This is a genomic window from Natrinema salsiterrestre (genome assembly GCF_029502005.1).
Taxonomy (GTDB): Archaea; Halobacteriota; Halobacteria; order Halobacteriales; family Natrialbaceae; genus Natrinema; species Natrinema salsiterrestre.
The window spans coordinates 52,322-75,918 of record NZ_JAMQOT010000005.1 but is presented as its reverse complement, the minus strand read 5'-3'; the positions used below and the strand labels follow the sequence as shown (position 1 = coordinate 75,918).

At 65.6% G+C, this 23,597-nt stretch carries 21 protein-coding genes; 12 read left to right on the top strand and 9 right to left on the bottom strand.

Going from position 1 to position 23,597, the window contains the following annotated elements; all coding sequences use genetic code 11:
- Nucleotides 1–9: 9 nt before the first annotated feature.
- Nucleotides 10–1,671: a tRNA uridine(34) 5-carboxymethylaminomethyl modification radical SAM/GNAT enzyme Elp3 gene (locus NDI89_RS14610; protein WP_277522359.1), complete on the top strand. Its 1,662-nt coding sequence runs from the start codon at nucleotides 10–12 to the stop codon at nucleotides 1,669–1,671.
- Nucleotides 1,672–2,288: 617 nt separating this feature from the next.
- Here the strand turns inward: NDI89_RS14610 and NDI89_RS14605 are convergent.
- Entirely contained in the window at nucleotides 2,289–2,933 is a 645-nt protein-coding gene (locus tag NDI89_RS14605; protein ID WP_277522357.1) for a hypothetical protein, read from the bottom strand.
- A gap of 244 nt (nucleotides 2,934–3,177) precedes the next feature.
- On the opposite strand from NDI89_RS14605, the gene rqcH reads away from it, so the two are divergent.
- The 4 genes from rqcH (at nucleotide 3,178) to NDI89_RS14585 (ending at nucleotide 6,556) form a co-directional block, all read left to right on the top strand.
- Nucleotides 3,178–5,325 carry a ribosome rescue protein RqcH gene (gene rqcH, locus NDI89_RS14600; RefSeq protein WP_277522356.1) on the top strand — a complete coding sequence of 716 codons (2,148 nt, stop codon included), beginning with the start codon at nucleotides 3,178–3,180 and terminating at the stop codon, nucleotides 5,323–5,325.
- 117 nt (nucleotides 5,326–5,442) lie between these two features.
- Nucleotides 5,443–5,694, top strand: coding sequence for a hypothetical protein (locus NDI89_RS14595; RefSeq protein ID WP_277522355.1), 252 nt, complete (start codon nucleotides 5,443–5,445; stop codon nucleotides 5,692–5,694).
- Between the two features lie 109 nt (nucleotides 5,695–5,803).
- The gene (locus tag NDI89_RS14590; protein WP_277522354.1) at nucleotides 5,804–6,097 is read left to right on the top strand and encodes a hypothetical protein; all 294 of its coding nucleotides are present in this window, start codon (nucleotides 5,804–5,806) and stop codon (nucleotides 6,095–6,097) included.
- Between the two features lie 117 nt (nucleotides 6,098–6,214).
- A complete protein-coding gene (locus tag NDI89_RS14585) occupies nucleotides 6,215–6,556 on the top strand; it encodes a CBS domain-containing protein (protein WP_277522964.1) in 342 nt (113 codons plus the stop codon).
- Between the two features lie 65 nt (nucleotides 6,557–6,621).
- Here NDI89_RS14585 and NDI89_RS14580 read toward each other — a convergent pair whose 3' ends face one another.
- The gene (locus NDI89_RS14580; RefSeq protein ID WP_277522353.1) at nucleotides 6,622–7,239 is read right to left on the bottom strand and encodes a hypothetical protein; all 618 of its coding nucleotides are present in this window, start codon (nucleotides 7,237–7,239) and stop codon (nucleotides 6,622–6,624) included.
- 134 nt (nucleotides 7,240–7,373) lie between these two features.
- Between NDI89_RS14580 and NDI89_RS14575 the strand changes: the two genes are divergently transcribed.
- On the top strand, nucleotides 7,374–8,441 hold the full coding sequence (locus tag NDI89_RS14575) for an mRNA surveillance protein pelota (protein WP_277522352.1): 1,068 nt from the start codon (nucleotides 7,374–7,376) through the stop codon (nucleotides 8,439–8,441).
- A 30-nt stretch (nucleotides 8,442–8,471) separates the two neighbouring features.
- Here NDI89_RS14575 and NDI89_RS14570 read toward each other — a convergent pair whose 3' ends face one another.
- The 3 genes from NDI89_RS14570 to NDI89_RS14560 form a co-directional block, all read right to left on the bottom strand.
- Nucleotides 8,472–9,233, bottom strand: coding sequence for a TrmB family transcriptional regulator (locus NDI89_RS14570; RefSeq protein WP_277522350.1), 762 nt, complete (start codon nucleotides 9,231–9,233; stop codon nucleotides 8,472–8,474).
- Nucleotides 9,230–12,346, bottom strand: a complete 3,117-nt coding sequence (locus NDI89_RS14565; protein WP_277522349.1) for an MMPL family transporter — start codon at nucleotides 12,344–12,346, stop codon at nucleotides 9,230–9,232. The genes NDI89_RS14570 and NDI89_RS14565 overlap by 4 nt, the downstream gene beginning before the upstream one ends.
- 254 nt (nucleotides 12,347–12,600) lie before the next feature.
- Nucleotides 12,601–13,335: an MBL fold metallo-hydrolase gene (locus NDI89_RS14560; RefSeq protein ID WP_277522346.1), complete on the bottom strand. Its 735-nt coding sequence runs from the start codon at nucleotides 13,333–13,335 to the stop codon at nucleotides 12,601–12,603.
- A 177-nt stretch (nucleotides 13,336–13,512) separates the two neighbouring features.
- On the opposite strand from NDI89_RS14560, the gene NDI89_RS14555 reads away from it, so the two are divergent.
- Nucleotides 13,513–13,773, top strand: a complete 261-nt coding sequence (locus tag NDI89_RS14555) for a hypothetical protein (RefSeq protein WP_277522345.1) — start codon at nucleotides 13,513–13,515, stop codon at nucleotides 13,771–13,773.
- A 74-nt stretch (nucleotides 13,774–13,847) separates the two neighbouring features.
- Nucleotides 13,848–14,657, top strand: a complete 810-nt coding sequence (locus NDI89_RS14550) for an Nmad3 family putative nucleotide modification protein (protein ID WP_277522343.1) — start codon at nucleotides 13,848–13,850, stop codon at nucleotides 14,655–14,657.
- Nucleotides 14,658–14,732: 75 nt separating this feature from the next.
- Here the strand turns inward: NDI89_RS14550 and NDI89_RS14545 are convergent, their stop codons facing one another.
- Nucleotides 14,733–15,077 (bottom strand): DUF7344 domain-containing protein, encoded by a 345-nt coding sequence (locus NDI89_RS14545; RefSeq protein WP_277522342.1) that lies wholly within the window; start codon nucleotides 15,075–15,077, stop codon nucleotides 14,733–14,735.
- A 295-nt stretch (nucleotides 15,078–15,372) separates the two neighbouring features.
- On the opposite strand from NDI89_RS14545, the gene NDI89_RS14540 reads away from it, so the two are divergent.
- Together NDI89_RS14540 and NDI89_RS14535 are read left to right on the top strand one after the other, a co-directional pair.
- Nucleotides 15,373–15,918 carry an acyltransferase gene (locus tag NDI89_RS14540; RefSeq protein WP_277522962.1) on the top strand — a complete coding sequence of 182 codons (546 nt, stop codon included), beginning with the start codon at nucleotides 15,373–15,375 and terminating at the stop codon, nucleotides 15,916–15,918.
- 114 nt (nucleotides 15,919–16,032) lie between these two features.
- Nucleotides 16,033–16,995, top strand: a complete 963-nt coding sequence (locus NDI89_RS14535; RefSeq protein WP_277522340.1) for a DUF4013 domain-containing protein — start codon at nucleotides 16,033–16,035, stop codon at nucleotides 16,993–16,995.
- A 147-nt stretch (nucleotides 16,996–17,142) separates the two neighbouring features.
- Here the strand turns inward: NDI89_RS14535 and NDI89_RS14530 are convergent, their stop codons facing one another.
- Together NDI89_RS14530 and rocF are read right to left on the bottom strand one after the other, a co-directional pair.
- Nucleotides 17,143–18,312 carry an NAD(P)/FAD-dependent oxidoreductase gene (locus tag NDI89_RS14530; protein WP_277522338.1) on the bottom strand — a complete coding sequence of 390 codons (1,170 nt, stop codon included), beginning with the start codon at nucleotides 18,310–18,312 and terminating at the stop codon, nucleotides 17,143–17,145.
- Between the two features lie 111 nt (nucleotides 18,313–18,423).
- Nucleotides 18,424–19,344: an arginase gene (gene rocF, locus NDI89_RS14525; RefSeq protein ID WP_277522336.1), complete on the bottom strand. Its 921-nt coding sequence runs from the start codon at nucleotides 19,342–19,344 to the stop codon at nucleotides 18,424–18,426.
- A gap of 96 nt (nucleotides 19,345–19,440) precedes the next feature.
- Here rocF and NDI89_RS14520 point away from each other — a divergent pair, with 96 nt between their 5' ends.
- Both NDI89_RS14520 and NDI89_RS14515 read left to right on the top strand, forming a co-directional pair.
- Nucleotides 19,441–20,121, top strand: coding sequence for a metal-dependent transcriptional regulator (locus NDI89_RS14520; protein ID WP_277522333.1), 681 nt, complete (start codon nucleotides 19,441–19,443; stop codon nucleotides 20,119–20,121).
- 281 nt (nucleotides 20,122–20,402) lie between these two features.
- A complete protein-coding gene (locus tag NDI89_RS14515; RefSeq protein ID WP_226006935.1) occupies nucleotides 20,403–20,936 on the top strand; it encodes an Rrf2 family transcriptional regulator in 534 nt (177 codons plus the stop codon).
- Nucleotides 20,937–21,032: 96 nt separating this feature from the next.
- On the opposite strand, the gene gyrA is transcribed toward NDI89_RS14515, so the two are convergent.
- Nucleotides 21,033–23,522, bottom strand: a complete 2,490-nt coding sequence (gene gyrA / locus NDI89_RS14510; RefSeq protein ID WP_277522330.1) for a DNA gyrase subunit A — start codon at nucleotides 23,520–23,522, stop codon at nucleotides 21,033–21,035.
- Nucleotides 23,523–23,597 lie beyond the last annotated feature (75 nt).

The following is a 23,597-nucleotide window of genomic DNA, read 5'->3' as shown; positions in this document are numbered from 1 at the left end:
TCACGTGTAGTGAGTACCGAGACGCCAGAACCGACCGAGACCGAAGCGTTCGAACGGGTCTGTGAGACGCTCGTCGAGCGAATCCTCGCCGGCGAGGTCGAACGCGACGAGGTCGAGAAAGCCAAACTCGAGGCCTGTTCGGAACACTCGGCACCGAAGGTACCGAAGAACTCCGAGTTGCTGGACTACGCGCCGGAAGAGTACCGGGAGGACCTGGAACCCGTACTCCAGCGCAAGCCGGTTCGGACGGCGTCGGGCGTCTCGCCGGTCGCGATCATGACCTCGCCCGAGCGGTGTCCCCACGGCAAGTGTCTCTACTGTCCCGGCGGTCCGGACTCCGAGTTCTCGTCGTCACAGAGCTACACGGGCGAGGAGCCCGCCGCCGCTCGCGGCGTCCAGAACGACTACGACCCCTACGGGCAGGTGACCCTCCGGCTCGAGCAGCTGCGCCAGATCGGCCACCCCGTCGACAAGGTCGAACTGATCTTGATGGGCGGAACGATGACCGCCCGCAGCCACGACTACCAGGAGTGGTTCGTCAAGCGGGCGCTCGAGGCGATGAACGACTACGACGTCGACAAGGAGCCCGAGCCGGCCCAGGGCGTCAGCTTCGCCGAGGACCCCGCGGAGTACGAGTGGAAGTACCTCGAGGACGTCATCGCGGAGAACGAGACCGCGGACATCCGAAACATCGGGACGACGTTCGAGACGAAGCCGGACTGGTGCGATCCCGAACAGATCGATCGGATGCTCGACCTCGGCGGGACGAAAGTCGAGGTCGGCGTCCAGACGACCTACGAGCGGATCAACCGCGACATGCACCGCGGCCACGGCGTCCAGGAGTCGATCGATGCCAACCAGCGACTGCGGGACTCGGCGTTCAAGGTCGGCTTCCACATGATGCCGGGCCAGCCCGGGATGAGCAAGGAGATGTGTCTCGAGGACTTCCGGCGGCTCTTCGAGGAAGAACAGTGGAAGCCCGACTACCTGAAGATCTACCCGACGCTCGTGGTGCGGGGCACTGCGACCTACGACTGGTGGCACAAAGACGAGTACGACCCCCTCTCGAACGACGAGGCGGCGGACTTGATCGCGGAGATCAAGGACATGATCCCCCGCTACACCCGACTCCAGCGCGTCCAGCGAGACATTCCCGCGGACTTCATCGACGCAGGCGTCTGGAAGTCGAACCTCCGGCAGCTCGCTCGCAAGCGCATGGACGAGCACGGCTGGGAGTGTGAGTGCATCCGCTGTCGGGAGGCCGGGATGCAGGAGGAGACCGCGGAGAACGTCGAACTCGACGTGATGACGTACGACGCCTGCGGCGGCACCGAGCACTTCATTTCGTTCGAAGACTTCGAGAAGGACCTCCTCGTCGGCTTCTGTCGGCTCCGGTTCCCGAACGACCCGGTTCGGCCCGAACTCGAGAACACGGCGCTGGTCCGGGAACTCCACGTCTACGGCTCGGAGGTCGCGATGGGTGACGAGGGAGCAACCGACCAGCACCAGCATCAGGGGTACGGTCGCCGGCTGATGGATCGGGCCGAGGAGCTCGCCGCCGACGCCGGCTACGACAAAGTGAGCGTGATCTCCGGCATCGGCGCTCGCGAGTACTATCGGAACAAGCTCGGCTACCATCAGGACGGGCCGTACGTCAGCAAACGCCTGTAGGATCTCATCGAACGGCCCCTCGCATCGTTGGTTCCATCGCTGCTGGCGGTCGACCGATCGCCGGTCTCCGCGCTCATTCGAATCCGACGGCTGGCCCTCGTTATTATCGAACTGACACTGTTCGAAAAATTCATAAGGGCCGAAATGGTAATAGCTAATGCCGACATCCGTCGGCACCGCTGTCAGCACCCCACTTCGACAGCGGTACTCTGATCGCCCCTCGTCCGAGCGTACCGATTCCACCCGCCCGTTCGCTCGATCCCCTGGAGCGACGGTTCGGTACGCTCACTACCCGGACCCCCTTTATGATCGTCGGCATCGGACGGACTCGCTCTCGGATCGGTCACTCCGGACGTCGACGCTGACCGACTCGGGGGACAGTTGCCGTCGACTGGCCGCGTTCAGTAGTCGATAGAACGAGCGACGGCGGCGGCTCGGACTCGCTCGGGGATGGACCCGGATACGTCGGTTCGGTCTGCAAGGGCGACGAGCAGCGACCGCTCGATTCCGGACCGACCGAGTGACCCGAATCTGGCGATCGCGTCCACTTCGAAGCCGATACCACTGACCGAAAACGATTCTGGCTGCGCCGACCCGAGCGAACCGAGAGCGGGTTCCTACTCGATCGTCACTTCGAGCTCGAGGAGTCCGAGATGAGCGGGGGCACCGCCGCCGTTCGTTCGGAAGTCCTCCGGGGTCGCGTTGACGACGTTGTAGAAATCGGACTGGCTGGTCGGCACGAGCGTGCTGCCGTCGTCGCGCTGGAGGAACGCCGGCGTGTCGGTTCCGTCAATGAGATCGCGCTGTTCCTGCCACTCGTCGCCGGCGTAGATGAAAGTGCCAAAGGAGAACCGGCCCGCGGCGAGGGCCTCGTGTTTCGACAGGAACATCCCCGCTTCCTCGGCGTTGTACTCCTCGTCGCTCACCCAGGCGATCGCCGCGATGTCGTCGGCCTCGAGGAGGTAGAAGTCCCACGAGAGCGTCGCGTCGAACACGGCCCAGACGCTGCGCGGGCCGATCGTGTGGAGCTCGACGCTGAACGCGGGGCGCATGCGCGACCCTTCCGGCTCCGGGACGAAGGTCGCGTCGTAGCCCGGCGATCGGATCCCGCGGTCGTGGTAGACGACCCCGTCCATGTCGACGTCCGCGTCGATCCGATCGATGATTCCGCTGACGGTTGCGCCGCCCTGGTTGTGGAGGTGATCGAGGAAGTCCGGGAACTGGGAGACGTTCTCCCACGGTTGTTCGTCGTCCGCGCTCATACGGCCGTCCCTCCTCGTGGTACGCGTGCTCGGCACGCGTCTCCGTCGTGCGATATCGACCCGGTCGAATCGCAGGTAGCGCCACCGATATCGTCGTCCATGTCGGACACTGCGTGCCGGTGGGGATTAGGTTTTCCGACCTCGGCTACGCTCCCGGGAGTCGACCTCGAACGCGAGTACGACCGTCGACCCGGCCCCGCCGTCGGAGCGACACGTCTTTTTGACCGGACCGGGCAGTGTGAGTATGGATCCAAAGCGGGAGCTTACGAGCGTCGACCTCGCCGCCCTCGTCGGGGAGTTCGGTGCCTACGAGGGGGCGAAGGTCGACAAGGCCTACCTCTACGGCGACGATCTCGTCCGCCTCAAGATGCGGGACTTCGATCGGGGCCGGATGGAACTCATTCTCGAGGTCGGCGAGGTCAAGCGGGCACACACGGTCGCGCCCGAGCGAGTCCCCGACGCGCCGGGCCGCCCGCCGCAGTTCGCGATGATGCTCCGGAACCGGTTGTCCGGAGCCGATTTCGCCGGCGTCGAACAGTACGAGTTCGACCGCATCCTCGAGTTCGTCTTCGAGCGCGACGACGGGACGACCCGGATCATCGTCGAGCTGTTCGGCCAGGGCAACGTCGCGGTCACCGACGGCGAGTACGAGGTGATCGACTGCCTCGAGACCGTGCGCCTGAAATCGCGGACCGTCGTTCCGGGCTCGCGCTACGAGTTCCCCGACACCCGGACGAACCCGCTGACGATCTCCCGCGAGGCGTTCGATCACGAGATGGAGGACTCCGATACGGACGTGGTTCGAACGCTCGCCACGCAACTGAACTTCGGGGGGCTCTACGCCGAGGAGCTGTGTACCCGCGCCGGGGTCGAGAAGGGCATGGACATCGACGACGCGGACGAGGCCGTCTACGATCGGCTCTACGAGGCGATCGAACGGCTGGCGCTCGACCTGCGGAACGGAAACTTCGACCCGCGGCTCTACCTCGAGGGCGACGACGAGTCCGACGAGGACGACGACGCGAGCGGCGGGCAGGTCGTCGACGTGACGCCGTTCCCGCTCGAGGAACACGCCGATTTCGACGGTGAACCCTACGACTCGTTCCTGTCGGCGCTGGACGACTACTTCTTCCGGCTCGAGCTCGCCGACGAGGAGGAGCCGGACCCGACCGATCAGCGGCCGGACTTCGAGTCGGAGATCGCCAAACACGAGCGGATCATCGAACAACAGCAGGGGGCGATCGAGGGGTTCGAACAGGAGGCCGAGTCCCTCCGCGAGCAGGCCGAACTGCTGTACGCGAAGTACGGGCTGGTCGACGACATCCTCTCGACGGTCCGGGAGGCCCGGGAGCAGGACCGGTCCTGGGACGAGATCCGAGACCGGTTCGAGGAAGGTGCCGACCGGGGCATCGACGCCGCCGAAGCCGTCGTCGGTGTCGACGGCAGCGACGGAACGGTCACCGTCGAGATCGACGGCGAACGGATCGATCTCGTCGCTCGGCAGGGCGTCGAGCAGAACGCCGATCGGCTCTACACCGAGGCCAAGCGGGTCGAGGAGAAGAAGGAGGGCGCGCTGGCGGCGATCGAGAACACGCGCGAGGACCTCGAGGACGCCAAGCGCCGCCGCGACGAGTGGGAGGCCGACGAGAGCGGGGAGGCGGAGAAAGACGAGTCGGAGGAGGAGGAGTCCGCCCCGCGCGACTGGCTCTCCCAGCCATCTATCCCGATCCGCGAAAACGAGCCCTGGTTCGACCGATTCCGCTGGTTCGAGACCAGCGACGACTTCCTCGTGATCGGCGGGCGAAGCGCCGACCAGAACGAGGAACTCGTCAAGAAATATCTCGAGCCCGGCGATATGGTGCTCCACACGCAGGCCCACGGCGGCCCCGTCACTGTGCTGAAAGCGACCGATCCCAGCGAGGCGTCCTCGAGCGACATCGAACTCCCCGAGTCGAGCCTCGAGGAGGCCGCCCAGTTCGCGGTCTCTTACTCGTCGATCTGGAAGGACGGCCGCTACGCGGGCGACGTCTACGCCGTCGACTCCGATCAGGTCTCGAAGACCCCAGAGAGCGGCGAGTACCTCGAGAAAGGCGGGTTCGCGATTCGGGGCGACCGAACGTACTACCGGGATACGGCGGTCGGTGCGGCGGTCGGAATCCAGTGTGAACCGTACACGCGAGTCATCGGCGGCCCGCCGTCGGCGATCGAGGGCCGAGCGGTGACCACGATCGAACTCGAGCCGGGACAGTACGCGCAGGCGGACACGGCCAAGCGGCTCTACCGCGAGTTCCGCGAGCGGTTCGAAGACGAGACGTTCGTCCGCAAGATCGCCAGCCCCGACAGGATCCAACACTTCATGCCGCCGGGCGGTAGCCGGATCAAAGACGACTGATCGGACGGGAGACCGGTTCGACCGTCGCGAGTCATCGCGACTCGCCCGCCGGGGATCCGACTGACCCCCGCTATTGACGGCCCAACACTGATCGGTACGCCCTGACTAGGGGAGACGATGTCCCTCCCACTCGAGACACTCCACCCCGCCGTCCTCGGCGGCGGAATCGACGCGACGGACGTCATCGGCATGGTCCTCGTCGTCGCGATCGTGCTCATAATCGGTGTCGTCGTATTCCTGACGTTCGGTCCCGGAACGCAACCGTATCAGGCGGAGAGCGCCGAGCCGACGCCGACCGACGACGAGGGCGATCGCGACGCCGACGCGGAGGACCGACCCGATTCGCGGCGCGGCTCCGAGTCCGGGTGACGGACGGTAGCACTCGTTTCTCCGGGACGCCGTTTCTCGGCTCGGGTCTCGAGCGAAGGCTGCGACTACCGGGCCCACGACTACACGCGCGACGGTGGACGACCCGTCCATGGTAGATATCGATACAGACACGGAGACCGAGCCGGAACTGGGCACTGCGACCGTCGTTTACCGGACGCCGGAGGAAGACGTCGAGCGAGTCACCGTCGACAACGACCGGATCGCTTACTTTCAGGACCACTGGCTGTTCGCGTACGGTACCGACGACGACGGGAACGACGTCGTCCGCCGAGTCCCCCGCCAGCGCGTCCACTACGTCGAACGTTCAGTCGAGGAGATCGAAGACACGTTCGAGTCCGGCCTCGAGAAAGCGAAGGAGAAGATCGAAGGTCTCCGAGACTGACGCCGGATCGACGACGGTCCGCCCGCCGTTTCGGACGGCAGAGAGAGGGCAAAACCCATGGTGGTCGTCGCTGTATCAGTGCGTATGTCACCAAACAGCACCCGCGTCGAGGACGTGATGTCGACGCCGCTGGAGACAGTTTCGAAGACGGCGACGATTCAGGAGGCCGCGACGGTGATGCGCGACGAGGAGATCACCGCGCTAGTCGTGACGACGGATCCACCGTCGATCATCACCAGCACCGACCTCGTGGATGTGGCCGCCGAGGGCCGTGACCCGACCGACGTGCAGGTCAGCGAGGTGATGACGGAGTCCGTCGAGACCGTGCCGCCGGACCTCTACCTCGAAGAGATCGCCGCGATGATGACCGGTCTCGGCATCGGCCACCTGCCGGTCGTCGAGAAGGACGACTACGTCGGGATGATCTCCTCGACCGACGTCACTGCGGAACTCTCCTGACGACGGCCGAGGATTCGGGCGACGACAGCTCGAGTAAAGAGCGAACCGGATTCCGAGAGGCGTCGCTACCGATGTTTGGCTGGCGAGTCGTCCATGTGCATCTCGTGAATCGAGATGCGGATGTCGGAAGCGTCGTCGAACTCGGTCGTCGGTCGGTCGGGCTGATCCCGTTCGATGCGGGCGCCGTCGCCTTCGACGCGACGATCGGTCCGGCGTTCGGACGCATCGTACGCCGATCCCATCGCGATCAGGAAGCCGACCATCGCGGTCACGAGGGCGACGGCACCGATCGCGACGGCACCGATCGAAGCCACCGCGCCCGAGAGGACCTGTCCGGAGACCAGCAGCGAGACCGCCGTGACGGCCGCGATCAGCGTGAGCAGTCGGGCGAGTCGCCCGGTATCGAGCCCGTGGAACTCCTTCTCGCCGGTCGTATCCGACAATACGGACAGGATTCCGTTGTACGAGTCGTCGGTCCGTGCGTTCCCGAGAGAGTGGATCGACTGAGCGACCCAGACGCCGGCGGTGAAGTTGAGGAACGCGACGAAGGAGACGAGGCCGATATCGCCGCCGACGAACAGTCCCGTCACGACCGCACCGGCAAACGTCAGCGCCATGATAGCGTGGGTCGCGAGCGACCGCGTGCCGAAGTCTTCGAACTGGGAGATGTATCCGAGGTTCATACTCGTACGGAGGTTCGCAGCGGTCATACCCTCAGTCCCTAACTATGATGATTGTTGACAAAGGTCGCGAATCTCGATCCCCGCGACATGTACCGATCGCAGTCCACTTACCGCCACCCCGCGAACGACCGCCCATGCAGATCAAAGACCGGGAGCAGGTCGAGGGCGGGCGCGAACGGGTCACTGTCGTCCCCGAGAGCGTCGACGACCTCTGGCACCTGCAGTACGTCCTCGAGCCCGGCGACCGCGTCGCGGGCGATACGACACGGCGCATCCAGCGCAACGACGACCAGATGCGGGACACGGGCGGCGAGCGCGAGCCCATGTGGGTCGCCATCGCCGTCGACGACATCGAGTTCCACAAGTTCGCCAATCGGCTGCGAGTCGGCGGCGAGATCGTCGCCTGCTCGCGCGAGGACCAGCTCGGGTTTCACCACACGCTCAACGTGGAGGAACGCGAGGAGATCTCGATCGAGAAGCGGTTCAAGCCCGATCAGACGGCCCGCCTCGAGGAAGCCGAAGAGGCCACGGAGAACCCGGACGTCGCGATCGCGACCGTCGAGGAGGGACAGGCCCACGTCCACACCGTCGCCCAGTACGGCACCGAGGAGCGGGCGACGATCACCGGCACGACCGGCAAAGGCGAGTACGCCCGCGGGCGCTCGGAGCTGTTCGAAGAGCTCGCGACGGTCCTCAAACGGCTCGACGTCGATGCGATCATCCTCGCCGGCCCCGGCTTCACGAAGCAGGACGCCTACAAGCACCTCGAGAACAACGAGCCCGAGGTCGCCGAGCAGATCACGATGGTCGACACGGCGGCCGTCGGCGACCGCGGCGTCCACGAGGTGCTCAAGCGCGGGGCCGTCGCGGACGTTCAGGAGGAGACCCGCATCGAGAGCGAGGCCGAGTACATCGACGACCTCACCCGGCGGATCGCGGAGGGCGCGAAGGCGGCGTACGGCCCCGAACAGGTGAAGAAGGCCGCCGAGTTCGGCGCGATCGAGCGCCTGCTCGTGCTCGACGATCGCTTGCAGAAGGAACGCGGCCCGGACGGGGAGTGGGCCGTCAGCGTCGACGAGATCGTCCGCACGACGGAGCAGAAGGGCGGCGACGTGACGGTCTTCTCGAGCGAGTTCCCGCCCGGCCAGCAGCTGTCGAACCTCGGCGGGATCGCGGCGCTGTTGCGCTATCGCCTCGAGTGACCGCCCCCAGCACAACCGTCCGCAGCGACCCTACGCCGATCCGAACGGCGTCTCCTCGCCCGCCTCGATCAACTGAATCAGGACCGAAGCGAACAGCGATCCGGCGCTCCAGATCGCGGTCTCGCTCCCGTCGTCGTCGACGACGGAGAGCAGGATCGCGTCGTCGTCCGCGATGACGATGCGGCCCGAGCGCTCGTCGTCCCGCCGGTGCGTCGGCGGCGAGAACACGGCGACGTCCGCGAGTTGCTCGAGCCGGTCGCGGACCGGTACTGTGCTGCTGACGGCGAACGCGTCGACGCCCGACGCGGCCCGTTCCTCGAGCGCTGCGCCGATCTCTTCGGTGAGTAGTTCCGGCAACCGGACGACGAAGACGACGCGGTCCTCCGCGTTGGCGACGAGGTCGACGATGCGGTCCTCGACGCGGCCGCTCCCGCGAACCGTCCAGATATCCTCCAGTTCCTCCTCGACGGTGGGTTCCTCGACGACGTCCTCGACGTACTCGAACGCCCGCTCTTGCTCCGCCTCGAACCGATCGCGGAGGATTTCCCGGGCCTCGTCGACGCTCACGGGCCGGTAGCGGATCGGGTTCGACTGCTGGACCTCGAGCAGCCCCCGCTCGCCGAGGCTCTCGGCGACGCCGTAGACCTGCGAGCGCGGGACGTCGACGACTCGGGCCACGTCCCGGGCGGTCCCGGACCCGATGCGGTGGAGGCCGATGAACACCTTCGCCTCGTAACTCGTGAGCCCGAGCCGCTCGAAGGCCTCGAGGGCGTCGGCTTCGTCGGCACTCACTCGTCGTCACCTCCGTCCTCGCGGTGGCCGCCGTCGCTCGCGGGTTGCGGGCTCGCGGGCGAGGGCGACTCGAAGGGCACGTCCGGGCCGAAGTACCGCGTCCAGAGCACGAGCAGGGTCGGCAAGACCAGCACGCTCGCGAGGAACGCGTAGACGATCGTCAGCGCGGTGATGATCCCGAACTGCTCGAGCACGGGCAAGATCGCGAACGCGAGGACGCCGAACCCGCCGACGGTGGTCGCCGCGCTGCCGAGCAACGCGCCGCCGGTCCCCGTGACCGTCGTCTCCATCGCGTCCCAGACGGAGCCCTGCCGCTCGAGCTCGAGCGTGTAGCGGGCGCTGACGTGGATGCTGTAGGCGACGCCGAGCCCGATGGTCAGGCTGGTGATCATCCCCGTGAGGACGTTGAACGGCATCCCGATCAGGTACATCGTCCCGAGGATCCAGCTGACCGCGAGCGCGACCGGGAGCAGGGTCACGATACCCAGCGTCGCGCTGTTTCCGGTCAGCCAGTAGGCGATCGTCAGGAAGGCGAGACAGGCCACGAGCGTTATCAGCAGGCTCTCGAGGACCGTGTCCAGCAGGTCCTGTTCGACGACGTAGCTGACGATCGGATCGCCGGTCGCGATCACGGACCAGCGGTCGTCGCCGTCGGCGAAGTCAGCGGCGATCTCGCGCATTCCCTCGGTCGTCTCGCTGCTCGAGGCGTCGCCCTCGATCGACACGACCAGTCGGGCGGCCTCGTACTCGCCGTCGCTGCGGTAGAGCACGTCGCTCGCGGCTTCGGAGTCGGTCTCGTAGAGGTCGTCGTACAGCGATTCGACGTTCTCGTCGGGAACCCCGTCGCCGTCGGTGTCCGCAGCGTGGAACGATTCGTTGAACGACTCGTTTTCGGCAGCGACGTCTTCCATCACCGACAGCGGACTGCGGACGTCGGCCTCGCCGCTCGCCAGCTCGAAGGCGACGGAGCTGTTCGCGGCGTCGTCCTGCGCAGCGGCCACCCGATCGAGCGTCTCGTCGTCGCTCACCGCACCCCTGACGAGCAGTTGGGCCTGCGAGTCCTGGCGCTGGAAGTTCTGGTTGACGTACTCGAGGTCGGACTTCGCGCTGTACTCGCCGGGCTCGAACGGCTCGGGGAGGTCGTTCGTCCAGGCCGGCGGGCTGTCCGCGATGAAGTCGTTCTGATCGAAGCTGGTGTCGACCTGGGTCGCGCCGTAGACGCCCCCTGCGGTCACGACGAGCGTGACGAGGAGGAGGACGAGCGGCGCCTTCCGGGCGATGATCGCGCCGACCGAGAGCGCGTCGGCGAGTCGGCCGCCACCGGTCCCGAACGCTCGCTTGTGGCGGTCGATCCCGCGGTCCTCGAGTCGCGCGTCGAGTTCGACTTTCGCCGCGGGAATCATCGCGCCGAAGACGATCATCGCGGCGAGGATGCCGAACGCGCTCACGATACCGAAGTCCCGGATCGGAGCGATCGGGCTGACGAGGTTCGAGAGGAAGCCGATGACGGTGGTCGCCGTCACCCAGACGAGCGCGACGCCGACGCCCGCCAGTGCGACGGACATGGAACCGCGCACGTCCGTCGGCACGTCCCCGCGAGCCCCCGATCCGCTCCCGGCGTCCGAGACGCCCGCCTCGCGTTGCTCCCGGTGGCGCATGAAGACGTGGATCGCGTAGTCGATCGAGAGCCCGATCAGGAGCACCGGGATGGCGACGAACATCTGGTTGAAGGAGATTCCCGCCCAGCCCATGAAGCCGAACGTCCAGAGCAGCACCGCGAAAATCCCGGCGATGCCGAGACCGATGTCGAGCGGGTCGCGGTAGGCGATCAATAGCGCGACGACGACGAACAGCAGGGCGAGCGGCGAGACGATCGCCAGACTGTCGCTCATCGAGCGGTCGATCTCGTCGGTGATGATACCCGAGCCGAAGACGACCATTTCCTGGTCGTTCGCGTCCGCGAGGTCCCGCAACTCGAGTTGGCTCTCGCTGATCGTCTCGTCGACCGATCCCGGGCCCTGGAAATCGCCGTTCTCGGTCGACTGGACGACGAACAGCATCCGCGCATCGGCCTCCGTCGTGCCCGGATCGTAGGACGTCGGCATCAGGCGCAGTGCCATGGCACCGCCCTGACCGCCGTCTTCCGAGAGCACGCTCGTGAGCGTCTCCTCGTACTCCGACTCGTTCATCGACTCGAGCGCGTCGATCTGTTCGTCGAGGGGCGGCTGCCCGGCCGACTCGAGTTCTTCGCGGTCCTCCGCGAGCCGTTCGCTGTCGGCCTCGAGTTGCGCGAACTCCTCCTCGAGAACGCCTTCCGTCCCCTGTACGTAGACGTCCTCGAGTTGTCCCTCGAGCTCCTCGGAGCGGGACTCGTATTCCTCCTCGGAGATCTCACCGGCCGCGTACGATCGCTCGAGGGCGACGATTTCGGACTGAATCCCCCGCGCGTTCGTCATCGCGTCGGCGAATCGGGCCGCCTGTTCGTCGTCCAGTTCGGCCGTGGCGTTCTCGGAGACGCGGTCGAACTCGGCCTCGAGTTCGGCCGAACGCTGCTCGTACTCCTCCTCGGAGACCTCGCCGGCCTCGTAGGAGGCGTTGAGCTCGCTGTACTCCGTCTCGAGCGCGACAGTTTCGTTCAGCGACGACTCGAGGGCGGCCGCGGTCTCGTTGAGCTCAGCGCTGCGGGCCTCGAGTTCGGCCCCGCGGTCGGCGAGTTCGTCGGCCTGCTCTTCGCGGATCGCGGTCGTCGCCACGAGGTTCTCGACGCCGACGATCGGCTCCTCGTCGACCAGCGTCGCGTTTATCGACTCGTTCTCGCGGATCGTCTGCTGGAACTCGAGCGAGGAGCGCAACGACTCCTTCGCGAGGACGTCGTCGCCCCTGACGATCACCTGTACCGTCGTCGTGTTCTCTCGGTCGTCGGACGAGAAGTTCTCCTGTGCGTACTCGAGGGCGTCCCCTTCGGGCGAGTCGCTCTCGTACTGGTCGAGGGACGACTCGTCGTCGACCATCGGCGCTCCCGCGCCGACCACCGCCGTCGTCAACAGGAGTGCGACGAGGACGATCGCCGAGTGCGTCGTGACCACGTCCGCGATGCGCTCTGGAAGGCTCACCGTCGATCACCGTCCACCGGTCTGATCGTCGAATGCATTCGTTGTACTCTTCTCGTAAACGTGGGAACATATACCTGTTGTTAGTCGAATACTAACAACAATTTCACGGCCGCGGATATGTCTGCCCGCTCCGTCTCACCGATTTTCAGGGCGGTGGAGACGACCGGTACCCGGTCTCGAACTGGCTTCCACCGTTCCGTCGTCCGTTTGTCGACGATAACTCACACCGAGGTCCGTGGGCGGTCAGTTCTCGGTCACTCGATGGAAACCGTCGTGAGATCCTCGGCGAATCGGACGTCCCCGTCGTAGCGGGTGGCGATCGACTCGAGCATCTCGTCGTGGCGACCCTCGGTGTGGGGATAGAGGTGAGTCAGGTAGACGCGGCCGATCTCCCGGCCCGCCAGCTCTCGCCCGAGGGACTCCGGCGTCGGGTGGTTCGAGACGTCCACGTCGTCGGGGAACGAACAGTCGTGAGCGAGGATCGCCGACCCCTCCGCGAAGTTCGCGAGCCCGGCGAAGGCCTCGCTGTCGCCGCTGAACGTGAAGCGGTCGTCGAACCGGTAGGCCAGACACGGCACCGAGTGACGCGTCTCGTAGGCCGAGACGTCGAACCCCGCCACGGAAAACTCGCCGGCGACGACCTCCCGAACCTGGAGCTCGAGTTTGTCACGCATGTACTCGTAGACCCCGAGCAGGTCGTCGACCAGCGCCTTGGTCCCCTGCGGGCCGACGATCTCGAGGTGCTCCTCCCCGGCGAGCCAGCGGGCCTTCATCAGCGGCAACAGGTCGGAGACGTGGTCGAGGTGGTGGTGGGTGAGGAGGACGGTCGAGACGTTCTCGTAGCCGACGCCCGATTGCTGGAGCCGCTGCAGCGCGCCGGCACCGCAGTCGACCAGCAGCGTTCGCCCGTCGTCCTGAACGAGGATTCCCGCCTGATAGCGTTCGCCCGTGGGCATCGCGCTGCCCGTTCCGAGAAAGGTAACACGCATACGCGGCTCTGGAACGGCCTCCCCGATAAGGGTAGTGCTCGCCGTCGTCGCCGCTCCGCCCGCTCGTCGACGGGCGATCGGGACGCCTCGAGCCGGCACAAAGATTCAAGCGAATGGAACCATCATCTCCGATATCGTTTCGATGGAATCGCACGTCGCCGATCCGACGGTGAGGGGATGATCGGCCGCTTCGAGGAGTCGCTCCCGCCGTCGGTCACGAAGACGACGCTATATCGCGTCGTCGGCTGGCTCCTGCGGGCGTACCTCGCGATCGTCCTCGTCGCAGGCGTCTACAGTCTCCTCTGGGTCCTCGAGATCGCCGGGGTGTTTCCCGAACGCTGGCTGTCGACGGTCTGGATCGGCATCGTCGCGATGGGGTCGGTCTTTCTGATCCTCGCTCTCCCCCTCTACTACGCCGCTCGATCGACCGATCGCTGACGGACCGTCCCCGCTGGCCGCCGACCAGCGGTTTTATCGCCGCCTCGATCCCATCTCGGGATACGAATACTCCCATGACTGTCGTTCTCGCCGGCGTCGGCGCTGACAGCACGAACGTCGGCGCGCTGGCCCCGCTGTACGACGACGGCCGGTTCGAGTACGTTCCGATCCCGGAGAAAACCCGCGAGACGACCGAGTCGGAAACCCTCGGCTCGTGGTCGCTCCGTACCGGCGAGGGCACTGCGGCGGATCTCACGACTCGCATCACGCCCCAGCCCGTCCACGACGGGACCGAAACGGTCACCGGCGAGGCCCTCGAGTCGTGGCCGCTCCACCGCGATCCGAACTTCGAGGCGCTGACTTACGGCGAACACCGGACCAGCGGCTACGTCTCGCGACTGGGCGCGCTCGAGCCCGGCGACGTCGTCGGCTTCTACGCCGGCCTGCGCCGCCCCGGCGGGGACCGCGCCCATCGCTACCTGATCGGCTACTTTACCGTCGACGAGGTGGCCGTCGTCGGCCCCGACACCCCGCCGGCCGAGCGCGAGGCGATTCTCGAGGCGCATTCGGACAACGCCCACGCGAAACGCGCCCGGGACGGCGACCTTTACCTCGAGAAGCCGGTCGTGATCGTCGACGGTCGCGAGCCCGGCGGCTGCTTCGAACGAGACCCGATTCGGCTCAGCGATTACTACGTCAGGGACGGCAACGAACGGGCGCAGTACTATTTGCGCGAGGAGATCGCGTCCGCGTTGAACGTGGAGGCCGGCGGCGCGAACATGATGTTCAAGCCGGCCTATCGCTGTGATCTCTCGGGTGCCGCGTTCCGCGACCGAGTGGGACTCCCCGGCGAACGCTCGAGCGGGGCGTCCGATATCGTCTGAGAACCGTCTCGACCGAGACCCGGCAAAACCGCTGCTCGGGCCTCGCAGTTACGATGTCGATTCGATCGATCCAGTCTATTCGACGTGGCGGGCCTCGAGGGGTTCGACGAACGCTTCGATCTCCTCGAAGTTCGCCCCGCGCGTTACGTTGTCTGCGGAGTCGTCGTACGACACCACGGCGTGTGTATCGAGCCGCGGGAGGTGATTGTGATGCAGTGCGGTGACGACGGCCGGTCGGGCGGTCGGTCCCGCCTCGCTGGGAGCGTCGTTTCGCTCCGACGTCGCAATCTGTCTCGCGAGCTCTCGAACGGTCGTTTCCCGAACCGTACAGAGATACCGCACGACGGACCGATCCGTCGGGTTCGACAGAATCGCGAAGACTGTATCCGTCTCGAGGTGCGTCGAGTGGGGCTGTCGCATAGGTCGTCGTTGTCGGCCGTCCGGACAGCGACATCCCCTAACCAAGCAGGGATCTGTCGTCCACACACGGTCGAGATAGTCGGAATTCGATCGGGGAGTAGTTGTGGCACGAGAATTCGAGGGCCGGACCGGTGTGGCGCGACGGTTTCGCCGGACCACCGATCGGCTCCATCGCCGGATCGCGGATTCACACCGGGCCATCGTCGCTGTCCCGGCGGTCCGGCACGGCCGGATCGAGCGATCCGGTTTCCGAACCGGTCGGTTTGATGTACCGATACGTCAAACGATGCGATCAGTGACAGCTTCCGACGATACGACGCCGCGACAGGACCGCGTCCAGCGCCACGCGACCCCGGGGCCGCGAAACTCGCTGTCCCACTGGACTACCGCCCGGAACCCGCTCCGGGTCGCGATCAACTACGTCGTCGTGTGGCTCGTCCGAATATCGCCCAGCCTCCGGCTCAAGCGCTGGCTCCTGCGCCGCATCGGCGTCACGGTCGGTGACGGCGTTTCCTGGGGCCTCGAGGCCACGCCGGACGTCTTCTGGCCGGACCTGATCACCGTGCGGGCGGACGCGATAATCGGCTACGACGCGACGATCCTCTGTCACGAATTCCTGCAAGACGAGTACCGGACGGGTGAGGTCATCGTGGGCGAACGGGCGATGATCGGGGCCGGTGCGATCGTCCTGCCCGGCGTGGAAATCGGCGAGGGGGCCAGCATCGCGGCGAACTCGCTCGTGACCCAAGACGTGCCACCGGACACGACGGTCGCAGGCGTCCCGGCCCGGCCGATGGGGAAGGACCGGGGGGATGAGGACGAACCACCGGCCGCCGAGTAGTCGATGTCGCACAGTAGAACGGCTGTGCGTACAGTACTGGACATGCAGAACTCGTTCGATCGGTCTCATCATTCAAACCAGAATTCATATACAGATGTGAACGAGTCTTCGCCTATGCCGTACTGTCACGACTGTGACGAGGGGTTCGAAGGGGGGACGATTCTCTGTCCGGATTGCGGCTCGAAGCTCGCAGCGGATCGGAGCGACGCGGAGCCGAGGTCCGAGTGGTCGAGCGCCGACTCCGCGAATGCCGACGGATCGGCTGGCTGGTCGAGTACCGATTCAACGGGGGGAGACACAACGTCGAGCATACACGAAGACCCGGTTTCGGCTGCAACGGACGCGGACGATCAGTCGAGGCCGAAACGACACGACCGGGATCTCCTCGAGTTCTCGTTCAAATTCCCCCTCGGCAAGGACGGGAAACCGTTGCTGATCGATTCCGTCCTCGTTTTCTTCGGTTCCTTTCTGTTGATCCCGCTGATCTTCGCTCTCGGCTACGCCTATCGGGTCGGCCGCGCTGCGGCCCGCGGTGACGAGGTCCCGCCGTCGTTCGACGACTGGGGCGGACTGGGAAGAGACGGACTGCTACTCGGCGGGCTCCTCCTGGGTATCACGGTCGCGTTCAGCGCAGCGATCGGGGCGCTCGTGCTCGCGATCATCGCGGTCAGCGATACCCCGTCGCTCGTCATCGCGATCGCCGGACTCGGATTCCTCCTCTCGCTGGCCGGATCCTACCTCACGGGTGCGATCGTGCCCGTCGTGATCGGGACGGGAAGTGTGAGGAAAGTGTTCTCCGACGGCCGAATACTCGAGTTCGCGCTCTCGATGCACTACCTCAAGGGCGTGCTCGCGTACATCGCGTTCTCGGTCGTGCTGTCGATCGTGGTCAATATCGTCTGGTTCGTCCTGATGATCACCGTCTTCGGTATCGTCCTCATCGTTCCGCTGGCGTTCGTTCTCGTGGCGTATCAGCTCAACCTGCTGTTCGCCATGTGGGGTCACATCTACAACGAAGCCGCGGCGGCAGGCGATGTCGAACCCGTCAGCCCCGACGCCTCGCTCGGATTCGAGTGAGTAAGTCGACGGCCGGACTCGAGCGGCGAAGTATCGCTCGACTACGTTGATTTGCGGGTCGGCTACCGGGAGACGCGAACGGCGATCCGAAAGGCGAGTTCGAAAACGGAGACGAAAGAAGTCGTTGGGGGGTGCGCGAGTGGGGGTCTACAGCGACGACCAGGACTTGCGCGCGACGTTCCAGGACGTGATGTCGGCGATCCAGCGGGCGGCGATCATCTTCTTGAGGTTCTGGGCCGGGAAGCCGCCGAAGGTGTCGACGGGCAGCGAGATGCCGAAGGCCGGCTTGACGTCGTGGGCGACGGCCTTCTCGCCGACGGAGATGACCGTCCCCTTGTCGTCGTACTCCCAGGTCTTGAGCGGCCGGTTCTCGATCGCACGCGCGATGTTCTCGCCGGCGACTTCCGCGGCCTGCCAGGCGGCCTGTGCCGTCGGCGGCGCGGGCTGGTCGCCCTGATCGATGATCGCCGAGTCACCGATGGCGAACACGCGCTCGTCGGAGGTCTGGAAATTGGCCCCCGTGTTGACGCGGTTGTGCTCCTTGTCGAGGTCGGCGTCGTCCATCGCGTCGCGACCCGTAATCCCGCCGGTCCAGACGAGGACGTCGTGATCGAGGGGCTCGCCCTCGTCGAACTCGATGTGGTCCTCGGTGGCCTCCGTGATCGGGTCGTCCGTGTGGATCTGAACGCCCGCTTCCTCGAGCAGGTCGCGAAGGGCCTGCTGGACCTCCGGATCGTTGCCCGGGAAGATCTCCTCGAGGGCCTCGACGAGGTGAATCTCGATCGGGGCGCGGTGCTCGTCGCGGAACTCGGCGATCTCGCCCGCCGTCTGGATGCCGGAGAGGCCGGCACCGCCGATGACGATCTGGGCGGGCTCGCCGCGAGTCGCCTCCTGACTGGCGTCGCTGACGGCTTCGTGAATCTCGAGGGCGTCGTCGAGGCTCTTCAGGGTCAGGGAGTGCTCCTCGAGGCCCGGGATTCCGTAGTAGGCGGTCTGGCTGCCGAGGCCGACGAGAACGTAATCGTAGTCGACGTCGTCGCCGTCGGCGAGTTCGACGACCTGCTCGTCGACGTCGAGACCGGTCACTTCGTCCTCGATGAACTGGGTCGACGGATCCGCGATCTGATCGATCGGGAACGTGATGTCCGAGCGGACATCCGGGTCCCGGATCGCACGATGGGACTCGTGTAGGACGAGGTGATAATCGACGTCGGCGATCCACGTTAGCCGCGCGTTGCCCCCGAGCTCCGACTGGAGCCTGTTGATCGTCCCGGTGCCAGCGTATCCCGCACCGAGCACGACGACGTTCTCAGTCATATCCCACACTGGGAATCACTATGATACAAAGGTGTTGGAACGAGTATCGGTGTGCAAAAGATTCACACTTGTTTATCCGCAGTCACGAAGCGGATCGCCCCGAAACGTCCCTCAGAGGATCCGTTTGCCGAACGTGCTCGCCGTCAGTTCCGCCGCCAGGGTCGCCGTCTCGTTCGCCTCGTCCAGGATCGGGTTCACTTCGACGACGTCCATCGATCGGAGAATCCCGTCGGCCTCGTCGCGGCGGGACAGGGCCTCGAGCGCGGCGTGGGCCTCTCGGTAGGTAACGCCGCCCCGGACCGGGGTACCCACCCCGGGTGCCTCCTTCGGATCGAGCCAGTCGAGGTCGAGGCTGACGTGGACGCCGTCGGTCCCGTCGGTCGCGACCGCGAGCGCGTCCTCGACGACCGCAGAGATCCCGCGCTGGTCGATATCGGACATGGTAAAGGCGGTCATGTCGCTGTCCCGGATCAGTTCGCGCTCCCGTTCGTCGATGCTCCGAAGGCCGACGTAGGCGATCGACGACTCCCGAAGATCGGGCGCGGGGGCCCAGTCCGTTTCGCCGAACGCGCCGCGGCCGAGGGACGCAGCCAGCGGCATTCCGTGAACGTTCCCGCTGGGAGAGGTCTCGGGCGTATTGAGGTCGGCGTGGGCATCGAACCAGACGACACCGAGGTCTGCTCCCCGCGACGAGCCGTTGAGCGATCCGATCGCAACGGAGTGATCGCCGCCCAGCACGAGCGGGAACTCGCCGTCAGCGAGCGTCGCCGCGACCCGATCGCCGACCCGCGTACAGACGTCCTGGACCTCCCGGAGGAACTTCGCGTTCCCGCTGCTGGGCTGGTCGGCGTCCGGATCTCGCTCCTCCGCCCGAGGCATCGATAGATCACCGTCGTCGATCGGTTCGACGCCCGCCCGCTCGAGGCCGTCGGCCAGACCGGCATACCGGATCGCGGACGGCCCCATGTCGACGCCGCGCCGATTCGCACCGTAGTCCATCGGCGCACCGATTATCCTGACGTTCCGTTCCATAGTTTCGATACGTCGACGGCCGATTTGATCGTGACGATTCGGTGCCGTTTCGCTGGCGATAGCTTTAGGGTTAGACGTCTCTAAATCCGGCACAGAATGATGTTGAGCGACGTGATGGAGGACTATCTCAAAGCGATCTATCAGCTCCAGCGGGAGACCGACGATCGGATCAAGACCTCCGAGATCGCGGCCGAACTGGACGTCACGTCGCCGACCGTCACCAGCATGCTCGACAAGCTCGAGGAGCGGGAGCTGGTCGACCGCGAAAAGTATCGCGGGGTGACCCTGACCGACGAGGGCGAAACCGTCGCCCTCGAGATCGTCCGTCACCACCGCCTCCTCGAAGCGTACCTCACCGAACACCTCGATTACGACTGGTCCGAAGTCCACGCGGAGGCCGACCGGCTCGAACACCACATCAGCGAGGACTTCGAAGCGCGCGTCGCCGCCGCCCTCGGCGAGCCCGACGTCGACCCGCACGGCTCCCCGATCCCCAGCGCAGACCTCGAGCCACCGACGCGTCCCGACGGCGAGTCGATCGCCGAGTTCGAGGAGGGAACCGTCGTCACCGTCGCCGAAGTCGCCGACCACGATCCGGCGGTCCTCTCCTATCTCGCGGAGCACGGCGTCGAACCGGGCGTCGAACTCGAGATCATCGAGATCGCACCGTTCGGAATGGTGACCGCCCGCTCGAGCGAGGCCGACGACCCCGTCTCGCTCCCCGAATCAGTCGCGAGCCACGTGTGGGTCGTCCCGCCCGCGGAACCCGAACCGTAACCGGAAGGTTTCGCGATTCACAGCAGCTCTCGAGGGTTCAAGAGGGTCTCACCGTCACGGAGTGCGCCGACAGTTCTCATCGGATCCCTCGATATCTCCCCAGCGGCGTTTCACTCGGCAGTGGTCGTGTTTCTAGACACCAGTGATCGACAAGAAAGATGGTACTCGCCCGGAAAAACGAAGAGAAACACCTTCCCGTACCGGAGTGAAACGTCCCAATACGAGGAAACCGATCCGGCTCACCCGCCGGGTTTAAGGAAACCAAATACGAATATATACCTATGTCATCAATCGAACTCACACCGAGCCAGAAGAAAATCCTCCGTGCGCTCACGAACCTTCACAAAGAGACCGAAGACGCCATCAAAGGGGAGGATATCGCCGAACAGGTCGACCGGAATCCGGGGACGATCCGAAACCAGATGCAGAGTCTCAAAGCCCTCCAACTGGTAGAGGGTGTACCGGGACCGAAAGGGGGGTACAAGCCCACGGCCACGGCCTACGAGGCCCTCGAGATCCAGCAGATGGACGAGCCCGCTGCGGTCCCGATGCAACACGAAGGGGAGCCCATCGACGACATGATCATCGAGGAGATCGATCTCTCGAGCGTTCACCACCCCGAACTCTGCCGCGCGGAGATCCACATTCAGGGCACGCTCAGCGATATTCACGAAGACGACTCCGTCACCGTCGGCCCGACGCCGCTCTCGAAACTCGTCATCGAGGGGACCGTCGACGGGAAAGACGACACGAACAACATCATCATCCTGCGGATCGACGACATGGTCGCGCCCGCCGAGGAACCGGCCCACTGAACCGCAGCAGCCGGCTATCTCTCTCTCTATCCTTCTAGCGTCTGCTCTCCGTCGTCGACCGAATCGGAAAATCGCTCTCGAAACGGGACGGTCCGTTCAGTTCGGTTCCTCGACTGCGCCGTCGGCGTCCGCGGTCGCCGCCGCCGGAATGTCGTCGACTGCGGCGACCGCGTCGCCGTCCTCGACTTCCATGACGATGACGCCCATCGTGTTCCGGCCCACGGTCGAGATCTCGTCGACCCGGGTCCGGACGATCTGGCCGCGCTCGCTCATCAGGACGAGCTGATCGTCGTCTGCAACCGCTTTGACGGCCGTCACGGGACCGTTGCGCTCGCCGGTCTTGATGTCGATCAGCCCCTTTCCGTACCGGGACTGGGTGCGATACTCGGCGAGCAGCGTCCGCTTGCCGTAGCCGTTTTCGGTGACCGTCAGCAGCGCCCGCTCGTCGCCCTCGTCGGTCGCGACCAGCCCCGCCACGGCGTCGTCGTCCTGTAATTTGATCCCGTTGACGCCGCGGGCGTTCCGCCCCATCGAACGGACCTCGTCCTCGTCGAAGCGGATCGTCATCCCGCCTTCCGTCGCGATGACCAGATCCTGCGTGCCGTCGGTGACTTCGACGTCGACGAGTTCGTCGCCCTCCTCGAGGTCGGCCGCGATGATGCCCGTCGAGAGGATGTTGTCGAACTCCTCGCCGGCAGTGCGTTTGACGTAGCCGTTCCGAGTGGCCATCGTCACGAACTCGTCGTCGCCGAAGGCGTCGGTGTCGACGATGGCCGTGATGTCCTCGCCGGGATCGAGATCGAGGATGTTGACCGCCGATTTGCCGCGGGCGGTCCGGCCCATCTCCGGGATCTCGTAGGTCTTGAGCCGGTAGACCTCGCCCTGATTGGTGAAGCAGAGCAGGTAATCGTGCGTGTTGGCCCGGAAGACCGTCGACACGCGGTCGTCCTCCTTGACGTCCGCGCCGATGATCCCTTTGCCGCCCCGACCCTGGGGGTCGAAGTTCTCGATCGGCATCCGCTTGACGTAGTCGTCCTCCGTCATGACGACGAAGACCTCCTCCTCTGGGATGAGGTCCTCGTGGGTGACCGTTCCCTGGTCCTCGATGATCGAGGTCCGGCGGTCGTCGGCGTACTCGTCTCTGATCTCCCGGAGTTCGTCTTTGATGACGGTCAGCAGTTCCGACTCGCTCTCGAGGATCGTGGTCAGGCGTTCGATCTCGGCCTGGACCTCCTCGTACTCGTCCTCGATCTCGGCGGCCTCCATGGACGTGAGGCTCCCGAGTTGCATCCGGACGATGTGGTCGGCCTGATCCGCCGAGAAGTCGTAGGCCTCCTGCAGCGCGTCCTTCGCCGCCGACCGATCCTCGCTGTTGCGGATCAGCTCGACGACGTCTTCAGCGTTCTCGACGGCGGTCAGCCGGCCCTCGAGGATGTGGGCTCGGTCCTCGGCCTCCGCGAGGTCGTACTCGCTGCGTCGGCGGACGACCTCGCGGCGGTGGGAGATGTACTCCGCAAGAGTCTCCTTCAGCGAGAGGACCCGCGGCTGGCCGTCGACCAGCGCGAGGTTGATGACGCCGAAGGTCCGCTCCAGGTGGTTCTCGAGCAGTTTGTTCTTGACGACGTCGGCGTTCGCGCCCCGCTTGAGTTCGATGACGACGCGGACGCCGTCGCGGTCGGACTCGTCGCGCAGGTCGGAGATGCCCTCGATCTCGCCCTCGTTGACGTCCTCGGCGATGCGCTCGACGAGGCGGGCCTTGTTGGCCTGGAAGGGGAGTTCGGTGACGACGATCCGCTCCCGGTTGGACTGCCACTCCTCGACTTCGAACTCGGCGCGGACGCGGATGCGGCCGCGGCCGGTCTTGTACGCCGAGTAGATGGCGTCCCGGCCGACGATGTTCGCGCCCGTCGGGAAGTCAGGCCCCTTGACGTGCTCCATCAGGTCGTCGACGGTCGCGTCGGGGTTATCGATCAGCTCGATCGTCGCGTCGATGACCTCGCCCAAATTGTGGGGCGGGATGTTCGTCGACATCCCGACCGCGATCCCCGAGGAACCGTTGACGAGGAGGTTCGGGAACGCCGCCGGGAGCACGTCCGGCTCCTGCAGGCGGTCGTCGTAATTCGGCGAGAAGTCGACCGTGTCCTTGTCGATGTCCTCGAGTAACTCCTCGGCGACGGGGGCCATCCGGGCCTCCGTGTATCGGGGTGCGGCGGCCGGGTCGCCGTCCATCGAGCCGAAGTTCCCCTGACCGTCCACGAGGGGATACCGCATCGAGAAGTCCTGGGCCATCCGGACCAGGGTGTCGTAGATCGCGCTGTCGCCGTGGGGGTGGTAGTCACCCATCGTCTCCCCGACGATCGAGGAGGACTTGCGGTGGCTGCTCCCGGAGGAGACGCCCATCTCGTGCATCGCATAGAGGATGCGCCGGTGGACGGGTTTGAGCCCGTCGCGGGCGTCGGGGAGGGCGCGACCGGCGATGACGCTCATCGCGTAGTCGATGTAACTCTGCTCCATCTCGTCTTCGATACGGACGTTTTCGACTGACCGTGCCTCTACGTCCGTCGGATCGGGTACGTCTGAACTCATTCGTTCACTGGTTTTTGTCGGTTGGTTGGCAGGCACTGCATCCGTGAGCGAGTTCGCACCGCGAACTCGCGAACG